Origin of the sequence: Echinicola rosea, from assembly GCF_005281475.1 — a bacterium.
In the GTDB taxonomy this organism is placed as follows: Bacteria; Bacteroidota; Bacteroidia; order Cytophagales; family Cyclobacteriaceae; genus Echinicola; species Echinicola rosea.
In genome coordinates, this window is the sequence record NZ_CP040106.1 from 2121333 (window position 1) to 2136528 (window position 15196).

The 15196-nt window shown below is 44.7% G+C and carries 13 protein-coding genes; 6 read left to right on the forward strand and 7 right to left on the reverse strand.

Annotated features, from left to right (window positions below):
* Window positions 1-154 precede the first annotated feature (154 nt).
* The 5 genes from araA to FDP09_RS08655 all read right to left on the reverse strand — a co-directional run bounded on the left by araA (window position 155) and on the right by FDP09_RS08655 (window position 6691).
* Window positions 155-1657, reverse strand: a complete 1503-nt coding sequence (araA, locus tag FDP09_RS08635; RefSeq protein WP_137402279.1) for an L-arabinose isomerase — start codon at window positions 1655-1657, stop codon at window positions 155-157.
* Window positions 1658-1691: 34 nt separating this feature from the next.
* Window positions 1692-3566 (reverse strand): sodium/sugar symporter, encoded by a 1875-nt coding sequence (locus FDP09_RS08640; RefSeq protein WP_137402280.1) that lies wholly within the window; start codon window positions 3564-3566, stop codon window positions 1692-1694.
* A 114-nt stretch (window positions 3567-3680) separates the two neighbouring features.
* On the reverse strand, window positions 3681-4394 hold the full coding sequence (locus FDP09_RS08645; RefSeq protein WP_137402281.1) for an NUDIX hydrolase: 714 nt from the start codon (window positions 4392-4394) through the stop codon (window positions 3681-3683).
* A 145-nt stretch (window positions 4395-4539) separates the two neighbouring features.
* A complete protein-coding gene (locus FDP09_RS08650; protein ID WP_137402282.1) occupies window positions 4540-4983 on the reverse strand; it encodes a VOC family protein in 444 nt (147 codons plus the stop codon).
* Window positions 4984-5044: 61 nt separating this feature from the next.
* Window positions 5045-6691 carry a S41 family peptidase gene (locus tag FDP09_RS08655; protein ID WP_137404973.1) on the reverse strand — a complete coding sequence of 549 codons (1647 nt, stop codon included), beginning with the start codon at window positions 6689-6691 and terminating at the stop codon, window positions 5045-5047.
* 198 nt (window positions 6692-6889) lie between these two features.
* Here FDP09_RS08655 and FDP09_RS08660 point away from each other — a divergent pair, with 198 nt between their 5' ends.
* The 4 genes from FDP09_RS08660 (at window position 6890) to FDP09_RS08675 (ending at window position 9527) form a co-directional block, all read left to right on the forward strand.
* Window positions 6890-7648, forward strand: a complete 759-nt coding sequence (locus tag FDP09_RS08660; protein WP_137402283.1) for a hemerythrin domain-containing protein — start codon at window positions 6890-6892, stop codon at window positions 7646-7648.
* Complete coding sequence (gene ruvX / locus FDP09_RS08665) at window positions 7649-8062, forward strand: Holliday junction resolvase RuvX (RefSeq protein WP_137402284.1); 414 nt, start codon at window positions 7649-7651, stop codon at window positions 8060-8062. It abuts the gene before it with no gap.
* Complete coding sequence (gene def, locus FDP09_RS08670; protein WP_137402285.1) at window positions 8059-8613, forward strand: peptide deformylase; 555 nt, start codon at window positions 8059-8061, stop codon at window positions 8611-8613. The genes ruvX and def overlap by 4 nt, the downstream gene beginning before the upstream one ends.
* Before the next feature lie 113 nt (window positions 8614-8726).
* Window positions 8727-9527: an amidohydrolase gene (locus FDP09_RS08675; protein WP_137402286.1), complete on the forward strand. Its 801-nt coding sequence runs from the start codon at window positions 8727-8729 to the stop codon at window positions 9525-9527.
* A gap of 378 nt (window positions 9528-9905) precedes the next feature.
* Here FDP09_RS08675 and FDP09_RS08680 read toward each other — a convergent pair whose 3' ends face one another.
* Window positions 9906-12029, reverse strand: a complete 2124-nt coding sequence (locus tag FDP09_RS08680; RefSeq protein WP_137402287.1) for a T9SS type A sorting domain-containing protein — start codon at window positions 12027-12029, stop codon at window positions 9906-9908.
* A gap of 226 nt (window positions 12030-12255) precedes the next feature.
* Between FDP09_RS08680 and FDP09_RS08685 the strand changes: the two genes are divergently transcribed.
* Window positions 12256-13551 carry a UDP-N-acetylmuramoyl-tripeptide--D-alanyl-D-alanine ligase gene (locus FDP09_RS08685; RefSeq protein WP_137402288.1) on the forward strand — a complete coding sequence of 432 codons (1296 nt, stop codon included), beginning with the start codon at window positions 12256-12258 and terminating at the stop codon, window positions 13549-13551.
* Window positions 13552-13754: 203 nt separating this feature from the next.
* Here the strand turns inward: FDP09_RS08685 and FDP09_RS08690 are convergent, their stop codons facing one another.
* On the reverse strand, window positions 13755-14117 hold the full coding sequence (locus tag FDP09_RS08690; RefSeq protein ID WP_137402289.1) for a hypothetical protein: 363 nt from the start codon (window positions 14115-14117) through the stop codon (window positions 13755-13757).
* A 399-nt stretch (window positions 14118-14516) separates the two neighbouring features.
* On the opposite strand from FDP09_RS08690, the gene FDP09_RS08695 reads away from it, so the two are divergent.
* A complete protein-coding gene (locus FDP09_RS08695) occupies window positions 14517-15143 on the forward strand; it encodes a hypothetical protein (RefSeq protein ID WP_137402290.1) in 627 nt (208 codons plus the stop codon).
* The last annotated feature ends 53 nt before the right edge of the window (window positions 15144-15196 follow it).

The window sequence follows — 15196 nt, forward strand, 5'->3', positions numbered from 1 at the left end:
ATCGGTTTCATTTGGTTTTTGGGTTAATTGTCAATATCCTTGAAACCTGAGCTCGACTTATTTTATGGCCGAACTGAGGTTAGTAATCAATATGACAAAAAAAAAGCGACTCCACAGGGAGCCGCCTTTTGCTTAACGTTACGCTTATCTATCGTTATTTGTCGTTAAAGTGGTAGTATGCATCACTCCACCTCAACTCATTTTGGATTCCTCTTAAGCTAGTGTCTTTATCGATGTTGACACTTTCGATACCGGCCATTATGGCAAAGTCATTTAAGTGCTCCGTGGTAAGGTTTTGGCTGAAACAGGTATGGTGTGCTCCCCCAGCCAAGATCCATGCAGCACATCCGGTTTTCATATCCGGCATAGGTTTCCACATGACCCTTGCCACGGGAAGTTTAGGAAGGTCTTTGAGTGGTTTTACAGCCTCTACTTCATTGACGATAAGCCTGAAGCGGTTGCCCATATCCACGATCGAGGCATTGAGACCATTGCCACCAGCGCCATTGAATACCAATCTTACCGGATCTTCTTTTCCGCCGATCCCCAAAGGATGTACCTCACAGGAGATTTTTTCTGAAGTAAGTGTGGGATCTACTTCTAGCATATGCGATCCCAAAACCAAGCTGTTGTTAGGATCAAAGTGATAGGTGTAATCTTCCATAAAGGCATTGCCACCTTCCAGTCCGCTGCCCATTACTTTCATGGCTCGCACCAGGGCCGCAGTTTTCCAGTCGCCTTCACCAGCATAGGCATAACCATCCGCCATGAGGCGCTGGGTAGCGATTCCTGGCAATTGCTTCATGCCATACAGGTCTTCAAAAGTGTTGGAGAATCCTTTGAAACCACCTTCTTCCAAAAATGCCCGCATGCCTAATTCGATTTTGGCAGCATCCACCAGGGATTGGCGCTTGGCTCCGTTGGACTGAAGTTCTTCAGAAAGGGTGTAGGTGGCCTCGTATTCTTCAATGAGAGCCTTCAAGTCACCGTCGGATACGGCCTCAATTTTTGCGACCAAATCTCCCACTGCATAGGTATTCACAGAAAACCCGAATTTCAGCTCCGCTTCTACTTTATCACCATCCGTAACGGCTACAAAACGCATATTGTCACCAAATCGGGCAAATTTGGCACCCTGCCAATCGTGCCATCCACTGGCCGCTCTCGCCCACACGTCGATTTGTGAATGTACTTCCTCATCTTTCCAGTGACCTACGACCACCTTCCGCTTTACCTTCATCCGTGCAGCCATAAAACCGAATTCACGGTCTCCGTGGGCACTTTGGTTCAGGTTCATAAAGTCCATGTCAATAGAGTTCCAAGGAATATCCTGATTGTACTGGGTATGGAGGTGGAGCAGTGGTTTTTGAAGGATCTTCAGGCCATTGATCCACATTTTTGCGGGAGAGAAAGTATGCATCCAAGTGATCACCCCGATACAGTTGGGAGCATTATTGGCTTCTTGGATGGCCGCATAAATTTCCTCAGTAGTGGTTACTATGGGTTTGAAAACCGTAGTGACAGATATTTTAGCGGACTTGTTCAGTTCTTCAGCGATGATTTGGGCATGTTCGGCGACTTGCTGCAAGGCTTCTGGCCCGTACAAGTGTTGGCTTCCGGTAAGGAACCAAACCTCGTTTTCTTTCAAATTTTTCATATGTATTGAGTACTTTTTTATTTTGTTTTTTGTATTACATCCAGAAGAAATAATAAAGCAGCCCTACAATCAGGATGATCCCTGCTGCCCCAAGGTTAAACGATGAGGTGGTGTTAAACAATGCGGGGTCGGTATTGAAGGATTTCGGATCGGCCGTTTCCATCTTTACGTTGGTATAAAGAATGGTGCCAAGCATCAGGAAGAGAACTGCTATCATAAAGATAGACTCTATCCCGATGTGTTCATAGGTGTTGAACAAGGCAAAACCGAGCACTGCGCATACTATCCCGAGGATAATAAAGAAATAACTGGAAGCAATCGTTTTGGTAGCTTGTTTGTCTGATTTATGATCTGGATTGGCAAATTTCTTTTTCTCGGCAAAACTAATGAGTGATGCGATAAAGCAAAGTATGATGAACACATATCCCATTCTCAATAAGAACGGCATTTCTGGGTAGAATATTTTGAAAACAATGCCCGCTGGAATGGTGGCGATGGCTGTCCAAAGTGCGGCACGTGCCGTTGCTTGTCTCCAGATCAGCCCCATACCGAACACGACGACCACTCCTGGGTAAATGTAGCCGGTGTACTCTTGAATATATTGGAATACCTGATCAAGAGAGGCCAATTGTGGTGCGATGATCATGGCGATAGCCAAGGCCACTACGGCGACTATTCTACCGGTTTTGACCAGCTGGTGGTTGTTAGCATCTGGCTTAAAATATACCTTGTAAATGTCCATCGTAAAGATGGTGGAGGTACTGTTAATCATAGAAGCAAGGGAAGAAACAATCGCCGCTGCCAAGGCTGCAAAAGCTAGTCCCCTGATACCGTTCGGTATAAAATTCCTCAATAACCAAGGATAGGCCTCATCGGATTTTTGGATGGTGCCGATGTGCTCCACCGGCATATTCAAGATGGCCGATAGTTGTTCAGGAGTATAATCGTGGATCAAAACATAAGCGGCAATACCGGGAATCACTACAATGATCGGCATAAGCAGCTTGAGGTAACCGGCAAACAAGAGTCCTTTTTTGGCTTCTTCAATGCTTTTAGCAGCAAGACCTTTTTGGATAATGTACTGGTTAAATCCCCAATACCCCAAATTGGTCAGCCACATACCGCCTAAGATCACGGCCAGTCCAGGTAGATCTTGGAAAGCATCCCGGGTACCACCGACCCCATCAGGGACCATGACCCGCCCTTGAGGCATGATCATGACAAAATGATCTTTGGCATCGTTGTAAAGGTTGCTCATGCCGGCAAAAAGCCCTTCACCCATTCCCACAGCATCCAGTGCTAGAAAGGTAGTGATCAAGCCACCGGCTACGAGGATGATGACTTGTACCACGTCGGTCCATGCCACTGCTTCCAGACCCCCATAAATGGAATATATTCCTGAGAAGGCCAACAGGCCAATAATCCCATACTGAAGGGGAATGCCCATGATCTTATCCAAGGCCAATGCACCGAGGTAACTTACTGAAGTAAGGTTTACGAAAACGTACACCAATAGCCAGAATACCGCAAAGGCAGTGCTTACTCCTTTGTTAAAGCGTTCACTGAGGAACTGCGGCATGGTGTACACATTGTGTTTCAGAAAAATAGGGAGAAAATACTTGGCTACGATAATAAGCGCTATTCCAGCGATCCACTCATAGGCTGATATCCCAAGTCCGATAGCAAAACCAGAACCCGATGTGCCGATAAAGTGCTCTGCTGAGATGTTGGCCGCGAGCAGTGAGGCGCCGACAGCCCACCAAGTGAGTGATTTGTCTGCCAAGAAATATTCCTGAGCAGTTTTTTCCAGCCCTTTCTTGGACCTGGAAACCCAAAGGCCTACCGAAACGATGGCCAGCGCGTAAATGATGAAAATGACATAATCCAATGTCGAAAATCCTGCACTCATAATTTGATATTGAGGGTTTATGTTGACTATACTGCTTGGGCAGTATTCGCATAAATTTATTTAAGTGTCATATTTACACCTAAAAAATCAGAAAAAAAAATAATGCGTAAAAAATTACTCGTTTGCAGTAGGAATTTCATTCCGTGGAATAAAATTCAGTACCGTTTGGAATTGGTTTTTATACTTGCTTTCATCAATACTATAGTAGAATGCTCCTTTCTTGGAACTGGTCTTGTCCTTGTCTTTTTCCTTGATCAACATGTTGGTAGAAAGCACTTTTCTCGTGAAGTTCCGTTTGTCGATTTTGGTTTCGTAGAGACTTTCATACATGGCCTGAAGATGAGGGAGCGTAAATTTTTTTGGCAATAGCTCAAAAAGAATAGGATGGAGGGCAGCCTTGTACCGCAGGCGACTCTTGGCCATTTCCACCATTTCTTCATGGTCAAATATCAGGTGCGGCAGCTCATTCATGGAAAACCAATGCGCATGAAATTTGTCACTGATTTGCTGTTTGTATTTGTGAATATCGATCAGGGCAACATAGGCTACGGCGATAGTGCGCTCTACCGGATCCCTGTCTGGTCTACTGAAGGTGTGCATCTGCTCCATATACACGTTTTCCAAGGCAGTAAGCTTTTTCAGAATCCTGTTGGCAGCTTGGTCAAGGGATTCGTCAGACTGCAGGAACCCTCCCATTAAGCTCCACTTTTCCTTTTCTGGAGCAAAACCACGCTGGATCAGCAAAAGTTTATAATCGGAGCCATCAAAGCCAAAAATGATACAATCGATGGCGGTTAGGATTCTAGTCTGATTGGAATATTTGATCATGCTTTACAATTAGTAACAGGTCTATTTTGGAATAAAAGGCCAATAAGTGTTCTTTTTACAATAAAATCGATTAGGGCTCGTAAAACTAAGTATAATTTTTATTAATTACCAAATTGACCCATTTCGCTTCCAAGATGTCTATTTACTAATTGTGCTCGTCATTTACCTCTATCCAGTAGCCATTTGGGTCTTGGATATAGATTTGGCGAATACCATCAGGGCGGATATTGATCTTACCTTTTTCGCCAGGCCAGTCTTCGAATGAAATGTCATGTTCTTTGAGTTTTTCAATAAATCCATCAAAATCTTCCATGCTAAAGCACAGGTGGTTGATTTTGTTGATGGTAGGTATCTCCCACGGTTGTTGTTCGATAAGATGAAGCTGACTGTCTCCAATGCTGTACCACACATGCAGTCCGTCTTTAAAGGGTTCTTCAATTTCTTGAAGCGCTAAAAAGTCACCATAAAATTCGGCACTGGCTTTTAGGTCTTGGACATAAACGGCAATGTGGTTCAATTTTGTTTGACTAAAGGTACTCATGCAAATGAAGAATAATAAAATGGTAAGTAATGTAAATGATTTTTTCATGTTATTTTGGGAATAAGGTTCGCTAAAAATAAAAAAAAGCGGGGACATGCCCCGCTTTTTTTTATTCTGTTGTCGCGGCTTCCTTTGAAAAGGCCAGCTGCTCAGCTTCTTCAAAGAGTTTGATGCCTTGCTGGTAGATTTCATTGACGTCGTTTATCACTTTATAAAATGCATTGTCGTCAAAAATATTACGGCCCATGTGTGCCTTTAGAAGGATTTGTAGATAAGACTTGGATTTTTCGTAATCTTTTTCATCAAACTTCACCTTGTTCTTTTCTCCGATGGCAATTAATTTTCTCAACGCCTTGTCAGAAAACTCGAAATCATTGTAATATGCATCAAAGCTCATGTTTTCGAATTTGTCTTTATTGTCTTCCAAATAGTCCATGATAAATTCCCTGTGGGAATCTGAACTGAATAATCGACCCACATAGCTGCTGCTCATGGTCGTGTCCATTGGAACAAAATAGTCAGGCATAATGCCGCCACCGCCGTAAACGGTCCTTCCCTTCACGGTCTGGTATTTCAATGAATCATTGAAGTGGATGCTGTCGGCGCTGAAAAACTCACCATGCTCATAGCGGTTGATCCAGTCCATATTGTATTCGTTTTGATTGTCGCCATATGGTTTTTGGATGGATCGACCTGAAGGGGTGTAATACCTGGCAATGGTCAATCGTAGCTCGGCACCATCTGAAAGGTCAATTGGCATTTGTACCAGTCCTTTTCCAAATGACCTTCTTCCCACGATGAGCGCGCGATCATTGTCCTGAAGGGCACCAGCAACAATTTCCGAAGCCGAAGCACTGCCTTCGTTGATCAGTACCACCACTGATCCGTCTTCAAATTCTCCCGGACGCATGGCGAATGCCTTTTGGTTGTAGCGGCTGACTTTCCCTTTTTGGGAAACGATCATGGCATTGTCCGAAAGGATCTCATCGGCGATATTAATAGCTGCTCCCATATAGCCCCCGGGGTTGCCTTGGAGATCGAGGACGAGTTTGCTCATTCCCTCTGCTTTCAGCGTTTCGACTGCTTCCTTGAACTCATCATAAGTGGTGGCAGCGAAACGGGTGATCTTTATATAGCCCGTTTCGTCATTGATCATGTAAGAAGCATTGATGCTGTATTGTGGGATTTTATCCCGGGTGATTGCATAATCAATCAGCTCTTTATGGTTTTTTCGTTTGATGCCTACATCGACCACCGAGCCTTTTGGTCCTCTAAGGAGGTCAAAGACATCACGGTTGGTCACCCCGGTGCCGGCCACGGTTTCACCATCTACTGTGATGATCTGGTCACCGGATTGGATGCCCAATTTTTCGGAAGGGCCTCCCGTAAGGGGAGCTACGACGTAGATCGTGTCCCTGAGAATGCCAAATTCCACTCCAATCCCGTCAAACTCTCCGTCCAATTGACTCTGCGCCAATTGAGCGTCTTCGGCAGGAATATAGCTGGAATGGGGGTCGAGTTCTTCCAACATTTTCTCGATGCCATGTTCCACCAGTTCAGTGGTATTGACCGTATCCACATAATCCCTGTCGATGTACGTGATGATTTCCTGTAACTTATAAAGTGCTGCTTTTAGGTCGTTCTGGTCTGTCTTTGGTTCTGCAAAAGTGGCCCCGATCCAAATCCCCGCTGAAATGGCCAAGGCCAGGATAATGGGCAACCTGATTTGTGATTTGGTGTTTTTGGTTGGTTTCACTTTTGGCTGTGAAGTGTTTTTTTCTTCGCTCACGATATCCTCTTTTATGATGATTAGATAAGGTTCAGTTTAGGACTGATTTCCAAATATACAATTTAACATGATTTTCCACTATTTCGTTTTAATAAACGCGAGAAAATCAATTTAGGTAACTTCAATTCCTTATTTTAGCTGAAAAAATTTTACTTTTGTCAATACATGTCAGGTGAATCTCACATACAGAAACGATCAATTGCTGAATTAGTTCAGGAAAACTACGTCTTTGCTGGTGTTTTACACTATTTTGGGATTAGTTTTTACAAGTACGAACAACGGTCACTGGAGGATGTTTGCCGTAAATTCAGGGTAAATCCTCAGCAGCTCATCAGTGAGCTAGAGGTGTGGGCGTGGAGGAAGGATCCCAGCCAAGACGAACTTTACTTGCAGCCGATCGAAGTACTGGTAGAATACCTTAAAAACAAGCACCATTTTTTCTTAAGGCACCAATTGCCTTTCTTGTCCAATATCATTTCTGGCGTAAAACTTCCCAGCAAATATGCAGGGCTATTGGCTGATCTGAGGTTGATGTTTCCGTTGTTTGTGGATGATTTTATCCACCATATCCATGAGGAAGAAAGTAAAGTGTTTGGCAGGATAAAGACACTCCAGGAAATAGAGGACAATCGGTACAGGCTGGAGGAGGCATTAAAGATTCTCAACAGGCCTTCCATCGCTGGAATGGCGCATGATCATGATGCACATGATGATGAGATGGAAGGGATCCGCAAGCTTACCAATGGCTACCGGCTCGAAGACGGGGCACCTACGGCCATCAAAGTGCTGTACCATGAAATGCAGGAGTTCGAAAAGGAATTAATCATCCATGCCAGAATCGAAAATGAGCTGCTGTTTCCCAAGGCGGTGGAATTAGAGAAAGAAGTGAAGCGTAAGATTATCAGTACCATAAGAATGAACTAGATGGGCAGGGTTTTAGCGATTGATTTGGGAACAAAAAGGACGGGTTTGGCCGTTACGGATATATTGAAAATTACTTCCAATCCGTTGGAAACCATTCGTACGATGGACTTGGACAAGTACCTGAAAGCATATGTGGAGAAGGAAGATGTAGAGGCCATTGTGGTGGGATTTCCAAAATCCATGGATGGCAGTGATACTAATATGACACAGCCTGCCATTAGGCTCAAAGACCGGCTTTCCAAAACGTACCCTGATTTAAAAATAGTGCTGGTAGATGAGCGGTTTACCTCCAAAATGGCCATGCAGAGCATGATTACCATGGGCAGTAAAAAAAAAGATAGAAGAGAAAAGGCTGGTAACCTGGATAAGATCAGTGCGGCCATCATACTACAAACATATTTAGACCAACTATGATATATCCGATTGTAGCATACGGAAACCCCATATTAAAGAAAGAAACAGAGGAGATCAACGAAGGAGAAGATATCAATGAACTTATCTCGGATATGTTTGACACTATGGACCATGCCAGCGGCGTAGGCCTGGCAGCACCCCAAATCAACAAAGGAATCCGGCTTTTTGTGATAGACAGTTCATTGATGCTTGACGAGGACAGCGAAGAAAAAGGTTTTCGTAAGGCATTTATCAATCCCATAATCCTGGATGAGTATGGCGATGACTATAGCTTTGAAGAAGGCTGCTTGAGTATTCCTGATGTGAGGGCTGAGATCACCCGTCCGGAGACATTGACCATTGAGTATTTTGATGAAAACTGGAACTTGAAGGAGGAGGCGTTTTCAGGCATGACCGCACGGGTTATCCAGCATGAGTATGATCACCTGGAAGGAATCCTTTTTGTAGATTATATTAAAGGCCTCAAAAAAAGGTTGGTGAAGAGCAAACTGGTCGATATCAGCAAAGGAAAAGTACCAACGGATTACAGGATGATTTATCCAACTAGGTAGCCGGTCACCTGCTCCAATACCAATACGATTGGTGAGACAGAAAAGAAATTAGACCGTTTTATGAAATTGAAAAAAGTAGGCTTTCCACCTACTTTTTTTGTAATATAGCGCGCATGGAAGACCTCAAAATAGCACTTATTCAGACTGATTTGTATTGGCAAGACCGTGGTGCCAATTTGGCCATGTTGGAGGAGAAAATCTGGCCACTACAGGGAAAGGTAGATCTTATCGTGCTCCCAGAGATGTTTCCTACGGGATTTTCCATGGAGGTAGAGAAGCTTGCAGAGCCGATGAACTTTACCACTACCAAGTGGCTTCAGCAAATGGCTTTGCAAACAAAAGCAGTCGTGACTGGCAGTGTGATCATCAAGGATGGAAAGGGTTTTTATAACCGGTTGCTGTGGGTACGACCTGATGGTGAAGTGTCCTATTATGACAAGCGGCACCTTTTTAGGATGGCAGATGAGGAGCATCACTTTAGCATGGGGAGAAAGCGCGAAATTTTTTCCCTAAAAGGCTGGAGGATTCTTCCTCAAGTGTGTTATGACCTCAGGTTTCCTGTGTGGTCCAGAAATACCTCCAATAGTAATGGCCAAATGGAATATGACCTGGCTTTTTATATTGCTTCTTGGCCGGCGGCAAGAGACAGTGCCTGGGACGTTTTACTCCAGGCAAGGGCCGTAGAAAACCTCTGCTATACCCTAGGCGTCAACAGGGTAGGGGAAGATGGAAATGGTATTGCCTATTCTGGACATTCTGGAGCTTATGATTTTAAAGGCAGTACGATGGCCTTTTCCAGTGAAAAGGAAGAGGTGCTATTGGTGACTCTGGATGCAAATGCACTGGTCCGCTACCGGAAAAAGTTCCCAGCTTGGATGGACGCTGATAAGTTTGAGATTGAGCAGCGCAATTGATTTTTATCCAAATATGCCTTTTTTTCCAAGCAGAAAGCTGTTGTATCTATAGCAAATGGAAGGTACTTGATGTTGTTGTGTTGGGTTACCAAGCTTGCCCATCTACGGCGGACCGATGGCTTAGGCAAGACTGGTGTGTTTTACCTGTTGTTTCGATAGCTGAATTACGGAACCATGAGCATTGAGTTTTTAACTTACTAACCTCAGTTCGATTATAAAACCGTCACTACGAGGCTTAGCGGTAGGCCTGAGCGGGTGGAAGCCGTGGCAGCTCGCCGCGGCGAGTTGCCACACCCTTTTCCAACCCACATCCTCCTAAAAAGGGTTCGCAATAACGCTTTTTATACTAAAAATAAGTCGAGCTCAGGTTACTATCATCTACTCCACAATCAGTTTTTTTGTAGTTCCTTTGCCTGTATCAGCCGTGAATTGTACGTAATAGATTCCGCTGGCCAAGGTGCTTACGTCCATTTCCACAGGGGTATTTGCTTCAATGTCCACTTCCTCCATGAGCACTTGCCCCAATGAATTGACCATTCGTGCCTTGCCTGACTCGTTGCTGAGTAAAAAGGCAGGGCCACTGCTGGGATTTGGGTAAAGGTTTACCTGAAGCTGGCCATCCACTGGCGGATCGATGCCAGATGAAATGTCCTCCAGTAACTGCAATCCCCCGCCATTGTTGCCCAGCACCAAATGAGTCTTGGCGCCAAATGCCTCTGGCACAGCCGCGATCCACGTGTTGCGTCCCAGCCGAGTGGCCGTCACGTTGCCGTTTGGTAAGGTCAAAAGTTCCGTTTGTGGGTTGTTGGAATTGATGAAATCCGGGATGTAGCTGAGAATGCCTCGCTGGTCAATGGCGTACAGGTCGAGACTACCATTGGCAGGGATGGATTTGACTGCTAAATTTCGACGCGATGGATTGTCCGAGAAGCCCAAATAATCCTCGTTTAATAACTCAAAAGTGGGCGTTTCTTCAAAAACCACTCTGTAGCGCAGCAATTCTCCCGTTTGGCGAGCCAGTAGCATGAAGTTTTCACCATTGTGTTGATAGAAATCAAAATGATCATTAGCTCGAAGGGTAACATTAGGAAGGTCAACTGGTATGAGGTTATCTGCTGCACCGCTTTGGGCGTAAAGCAAATCCCTCGTCAATACGAAATCTTCAATTTTCACTCCTGAAATGAACAGGTGCTGCTGTTGTGCCGCGGAAGTGACTTCCAAGTATTGCAGGTCTGTCAGATCTAGCGAGGAGAGGTTCAGGTAATCCGTTTCTATAAGGGCCAAGGCTTCGCCATCCCAAGTATAAAGGAAGGCTTGGCCGACTGGGGTTCCGTTTAAGATGGTGTTGGCAGTGACGATCAGCTGGCCGGAGGTATTGTTGCCTTTAAAAAATGGCCTGGTATTTTCTCCCAAATCAATCATTTTCTCTTGCAGAAATGCCTGTGTTTGCATTGCGGGATTGGCAGATGCTGCCATTTGATAGATGCTTTGGGAAAAGTCAATTCCGGCAGTCAGGCTGGTTTGGGAGCTGTTTGAGGAGATCAACAGCTCACCGTTTAGGTACTGCCCTACGTGGAAGATCGGGAACTTGGGCAGGTCTCCAAATCCAGGGATGGAGGTTTCCGAGCTGGTGAAAAGGGGAGTAGTGTTTGTCCCTTGGTTGGGTAGGTAGTAGAGCGTGTTGCATTCATCCTGTCCCATGACCAGGTCCAGCAGGCCGTCATTGTTAAAGTCCTGAAGGAGAATGGAATGGCCCCCAGCGTGTTTTATGGAGTTGTTTTCGTGGTTTTGGGGGAGTTTTCTGGAGATCAGGTCTCCGTCACAGGTTCGGCCAAAAGAAAAATTGCCACAGCCACAAAACTCAAAATTGCCCCAGCGCACTTTTGGGTTTGCAAAGCCATCTATTCCGGCGGAGCCATTTCGTTCGACACTGGTGTTTTGGTAATACTCCAAGTAATCCCCCACAGTAAAGTTAAAGATCACCACATCCAGGTCTCCGTCACCATCCAGGTCTTGGATGGCAGGCGTATCAAGGTTGTTTGCTTGAAAGTTGGAGCCATTTTCCAATTTCAGGAAATTCTCAGCCACTTCCCAAGAGGGATAGGACTGGCCTGATGGTGTAATGTTTCGATAGGCTTTGATCCCAAAAGCAGTGGAGGTAAAGAGGTCTTTTTTGCCATCTCTGTCAAAATCCGCCAATACCAAAAAGCCATTTACGTCCTCTGGGAAATAGTGGTGCATGTACGGTAAGTGATTGAAGGTGTCCCCATTTTGCTCAAACACCTTGATGTTGCGGGAATTGATGTCCCAGATGACCAGCTCTTCCGTTCCGTTGCTATTGACGTCCATGGCCTGGATCTGTGCGGCATTGATTCCACCGGCCAAGGCCATGGACAGGGCTTCCCCGTTTTGACTAACTTCTTTTTCTGTAAAACGGTAGGCTTTTTGTCCCTGGCTGGAAAAAGTAATCAGTAAAAGAACAAATGATAAAAGGTGTTTCATCAATAAATGAAGGTTATTCAGCTATAGCAAAGATGGAGAAACTTTAGTTTTACGTCTAAAATTAAACGAACAATCTTGCATAAAGATGTGATGGAATCGTTTATTTTGGGTAAAAATTGATCAGTGGGGCTTTGGGGCAGCCAATGGTGAAGTGGCTGCAGGAAACGCAAATTCGATATTGATTGATTCGGTTTATCTGTATTAAATAGTTTACATATCATTACAAATGTCTAGCATAGCATCTCTGTACAGCATTTACAAAAAATCAACAGGCGTAAGCACGGATACCCGTAAGATAGGAGCGGGCAATCTTTTTTTTGCCTTGAAAGGGCCAAACTTCAACGCGAACTCCTTTGCTGCAAAGGCACTTGAAATGGGGGCTGCTGCTGTGGTGATCGATGAGGGAGCTTTTGCAGTGGAAGGTGATGAACGTTATGTGTTGGTGGAGGATGTGTTGGTTGCTTTGCAAAAACTTGCCAATTATCACCGTAAACAATTGGACATTCCTTTTTTGGCGATCACAGGCAGTAACGGCAAAACCACCACCAAGGAACTGGTCAATGTGGTGCTGAGAAATAAATTCAAGACCTATGCCACAGAGGGCAACCTCAATAACCACATCGGCGTACCGCTGACATTGCTGGCCATGGATGAGCGGACCGAATTGGGAATCGTGGAGATGGGTGCCAATAAAATCGGGGATATTGCTGAACTTTGTGAAATAGCCGAGCCCACCCACGGGCTGATCACTAATATTGGCAGGGCCCATTTGGAAGGCTTTGGTGGATTTGAAGGGGTGTTACGGGCAAAGACCGAGCTGTACCAGTTTTTGATCAGCCGTCACGGCAAAATCTTCGTCAATAGCCAAAATCAAATCCTGGCCAACATGATGAAGCGGATGAATGGTCCCGTGACCTATCCTGCCAAAGGTGATTTTTACCACTGTGAGCTAGTGGAGGCCAATCCATTTGTGACATTCAAGACGGCTGATGGAAGCGTGTACGAAACAAAGATGCTTGGAGGCTATAATTTTGAGAATATTGCTACTGCTCTGACGGTAGGGAAGTTTTTTGGGATAGAGGAAAAGGCAGGGGCAGCGGCTGTTTGTGCATATACCCCAGGCAATATGCGCTCCCAATTGATCGAAAAGCGCAGTAACATCATCGTGCTGGACGCCTATAATGCCAATCCCAGTAGCATGGAGCAGGCCATCAGGACATTTGGGAAGATGACCGGAAAGCCTCATAAAATGGTCATTTTGGGAGATATGTACGAACTTGGCGACAACACCGTCGAAGAGCATAAGAAATTAGGTGAATGGGTGAATGAGTATGCTATTGACAAAGTGTGCTTTACAGGAGAGCTTACTCAAAATGCCTTGCTGACGGCACCAAGAGCACTGTATTTTCCTGATCCCTTCAGCCTTCGTAATTGGCTGGGAGATTCCAAGCTGGAAGATCACCTCATCCTGATCAAAGGCAGCCGCGGCATGAAGCTTGAAGGTTTGGTGGAATTTATCTGAGGGATTTAGAAATTAGGGTATAGTAAGGCTTTGAGTTTGATCGAGTGGGTACGGTGATTTTAAATTACTTGGGTCAAGGTGTCCTGGTTGAAAATATAGGCTAGCCGAAATAGGAGGCATTCTTTGCACTTGTAGCTTTTACTGACATCCGTCTGGACAGACGATAACGGTTCCTAATCCATAAATCGGGCAATGCCGTTTAGTTAAGGGGATTTCCTTCTTTTCATATACCAAAAAGTCCTTTTTTTGATTGACTTTGGTTGGGGAAACCTGATCAACCTGGTGGATTTTATCCTTTTCCTTTTTTCCCCCGAAAGCCTTCGGGGCGGGCTATTGATGAAAAAAGAAAGAAAAAAATCTAGGCCGGTGGTCTGCCCTTTAAAATGGGACATGGATTTACCCTGCGACGTGGATCCGCCACCCATTTTAATTTCCAGCCGATGGCTACGGCCTAAAAGCGAGTGGGGCTCGCTGTTCCACGACGCGAGCCAACTCCCTTTCTTAACTGCCTGCACCACCGGATGAAAAACAGGCATACCAAGGGCCGTCAAAAGGAAGCGATACATTTTTGGGACTTATTAACTGAATTCGCCTTGCAGGTATTGGACGTTAAGAAATTAAAAACGGGCGGGCAAAAAGGCAGGCTTGTTTGACGAAGTGCTGCCCAAAAAGAATGTTGGCAGCTCAAGAAGGTTTACATGGCTTTAGACAGGAGGAGTTTGCCTGCATGAGGGGTAGACTTTAATTTTAGCCCAATAGCTGCACACCTGTGCGCCGTGGCGTAGCGGCGGGGTTTTTTGAATTTTATAGTCTGTTCACAAGAGCGAATCAGGCCTGTCTAAAATTTACCTTCGTCATACCATGTACAACCCTATTTATAATGTCTTTATAGGTCAAAAATATTGCCTTTATAGAAATCTGGATTTATATTAAATGATTGAATATCAATTATTTAAATTGTGATTATGAAGGGTAAATTGTGTGTGGTTTTAGGTGTTTACAGCTTGCTTTTTTTCATTGGGCTGATTTCATGCATTACATGTGGACCTTTCCCAAATAAAATCAAGAATGTTGGCTTGGATTGGTACAATGTGATTGTATCGTTTTCTGAGGATGAGGTGATCATTGATGATGCGTCCAGTGATACAGTAAGGTATGATCAATATGCTATCGTTATGGTTCCACGGCAAGAAACCTATTATGGCCAAGGAGAAAAGGGGTGGGGCTTGAATTTCATACAGCCTACATATGCCTGTTCCCCAGTTACGCCCAAAACGGATGAGAGAGTTGAGCGGATTACTGTTTTAAGCAGTAGGGACTTTGATGCAGATCACCCCGCTGGGACTGATTTGGCAGGGCTATTTGATGTAGTGGTTAACGAGGGCTGGTACTATTCACAGGAACCAATGCGTTTAGTCGATTATTTAAAAACCGACCCTTTAGTAGCAGCTCAAATAATTCTCGTTTTGACCAGTGAGCCAGAGATAACTACAGGGTTTGAATTTTTAGTTGAGTACTATCAGGACGGTGTAGAGGATAATGACTTTTATAGTTTTACCACTGATCAGATTGTGATAAAGAAAGGTGAATAGCGTTTGGTGTTTGACCTGCAATCTCCATTCAGAAATATCCAGCGAAAATGGCT

Excerpts from the sequence above, each read along its gene's own strand:
- araA (WP_137402279.1), bottom strand. The coding sequence starts at position 1,657 with ATGAAAAATTTGAAAGAAAACGAGGTTTGGTTCCTTACCGGAAGCCAA.
- FDP09_RS08640 (WP_137402280.1), bottom strand. The coding sequence starts at position 3,566 with ATGAGTGCAGGATTTTCGACATTGGATTATGTCATTTTCATCATTTAC.
- FDP09_RS08645 (WP_137402281.1), bottom strand. The coding sequence starts at position 4,394 with ATGATCAAATATTCCAATCAGACTAGAATCCTAACCGCCATCGATTGT.
- FDP09_RS08650 (WP_137402282.1), bottom strand. The coding sequence starts at position 4,983 with ATGAAAAAATCATTTACATTACTTACCATTTTATTATTCTTCATTTGC.
- FDP09_RS08660 (WP_137402283.1), top strand. The coding sequence starts at position 6,890 with ATGTCAGGTGAATCTCACATACAGAAACGATCAATTGCTGAATTAGTT.
- ruvX (WP_137402284.1), top strand. The coding sequence starts at position 7,649 with ATGGGCAGGGTTTTAGCGATTGATTTGGGAACAAAAAGGACGGGTTTG.
- def (WP_137402285.1), top strand. The coding sequence starts at position 8,059 with ATGATATATCCGATTGTAGCATACGGAAACCCCATATTAAAGAAAGAA.
- FDP09_RS08675 (WP_137402286.1), top strand. The coding sequence starts at position 8,727 with ATGGAAGACCTCAAAATAGCACTTATTCAGACTGATTTGTATTGGCAA.
- FDP09_RS08680 (WP_137402287.1), bottom strand. The coding sequence starts at position 12,029 with ATGAAACACCTTTTATCATTTGTTCTTTTACTGATTACTTTTTCCAGC.
- FDP09_RS08685 (WP_137402288.1), top strand. The coding sequence starts at position 12,256 with ATGTCTAGCATAGCATCTCTGTACAGCATTTACAAAAAATCAACAGGC.
- FDP09_RS08690 (WP_137402289.1), bottom strand. The coding sequence starts at position 14,117 with ATGTATCGCTTCCTTTTGACGGCCCTTGGTATGCCTGTTTTTCATCCG.
- FDP09_RS08695 (WP_137402290.1), top strand. The coding sequence starts at position 14,517 with ATGAAGGGTAAATTGTGTGTGGTTTTAGGTGTTTACAGCTTGCTTTTT.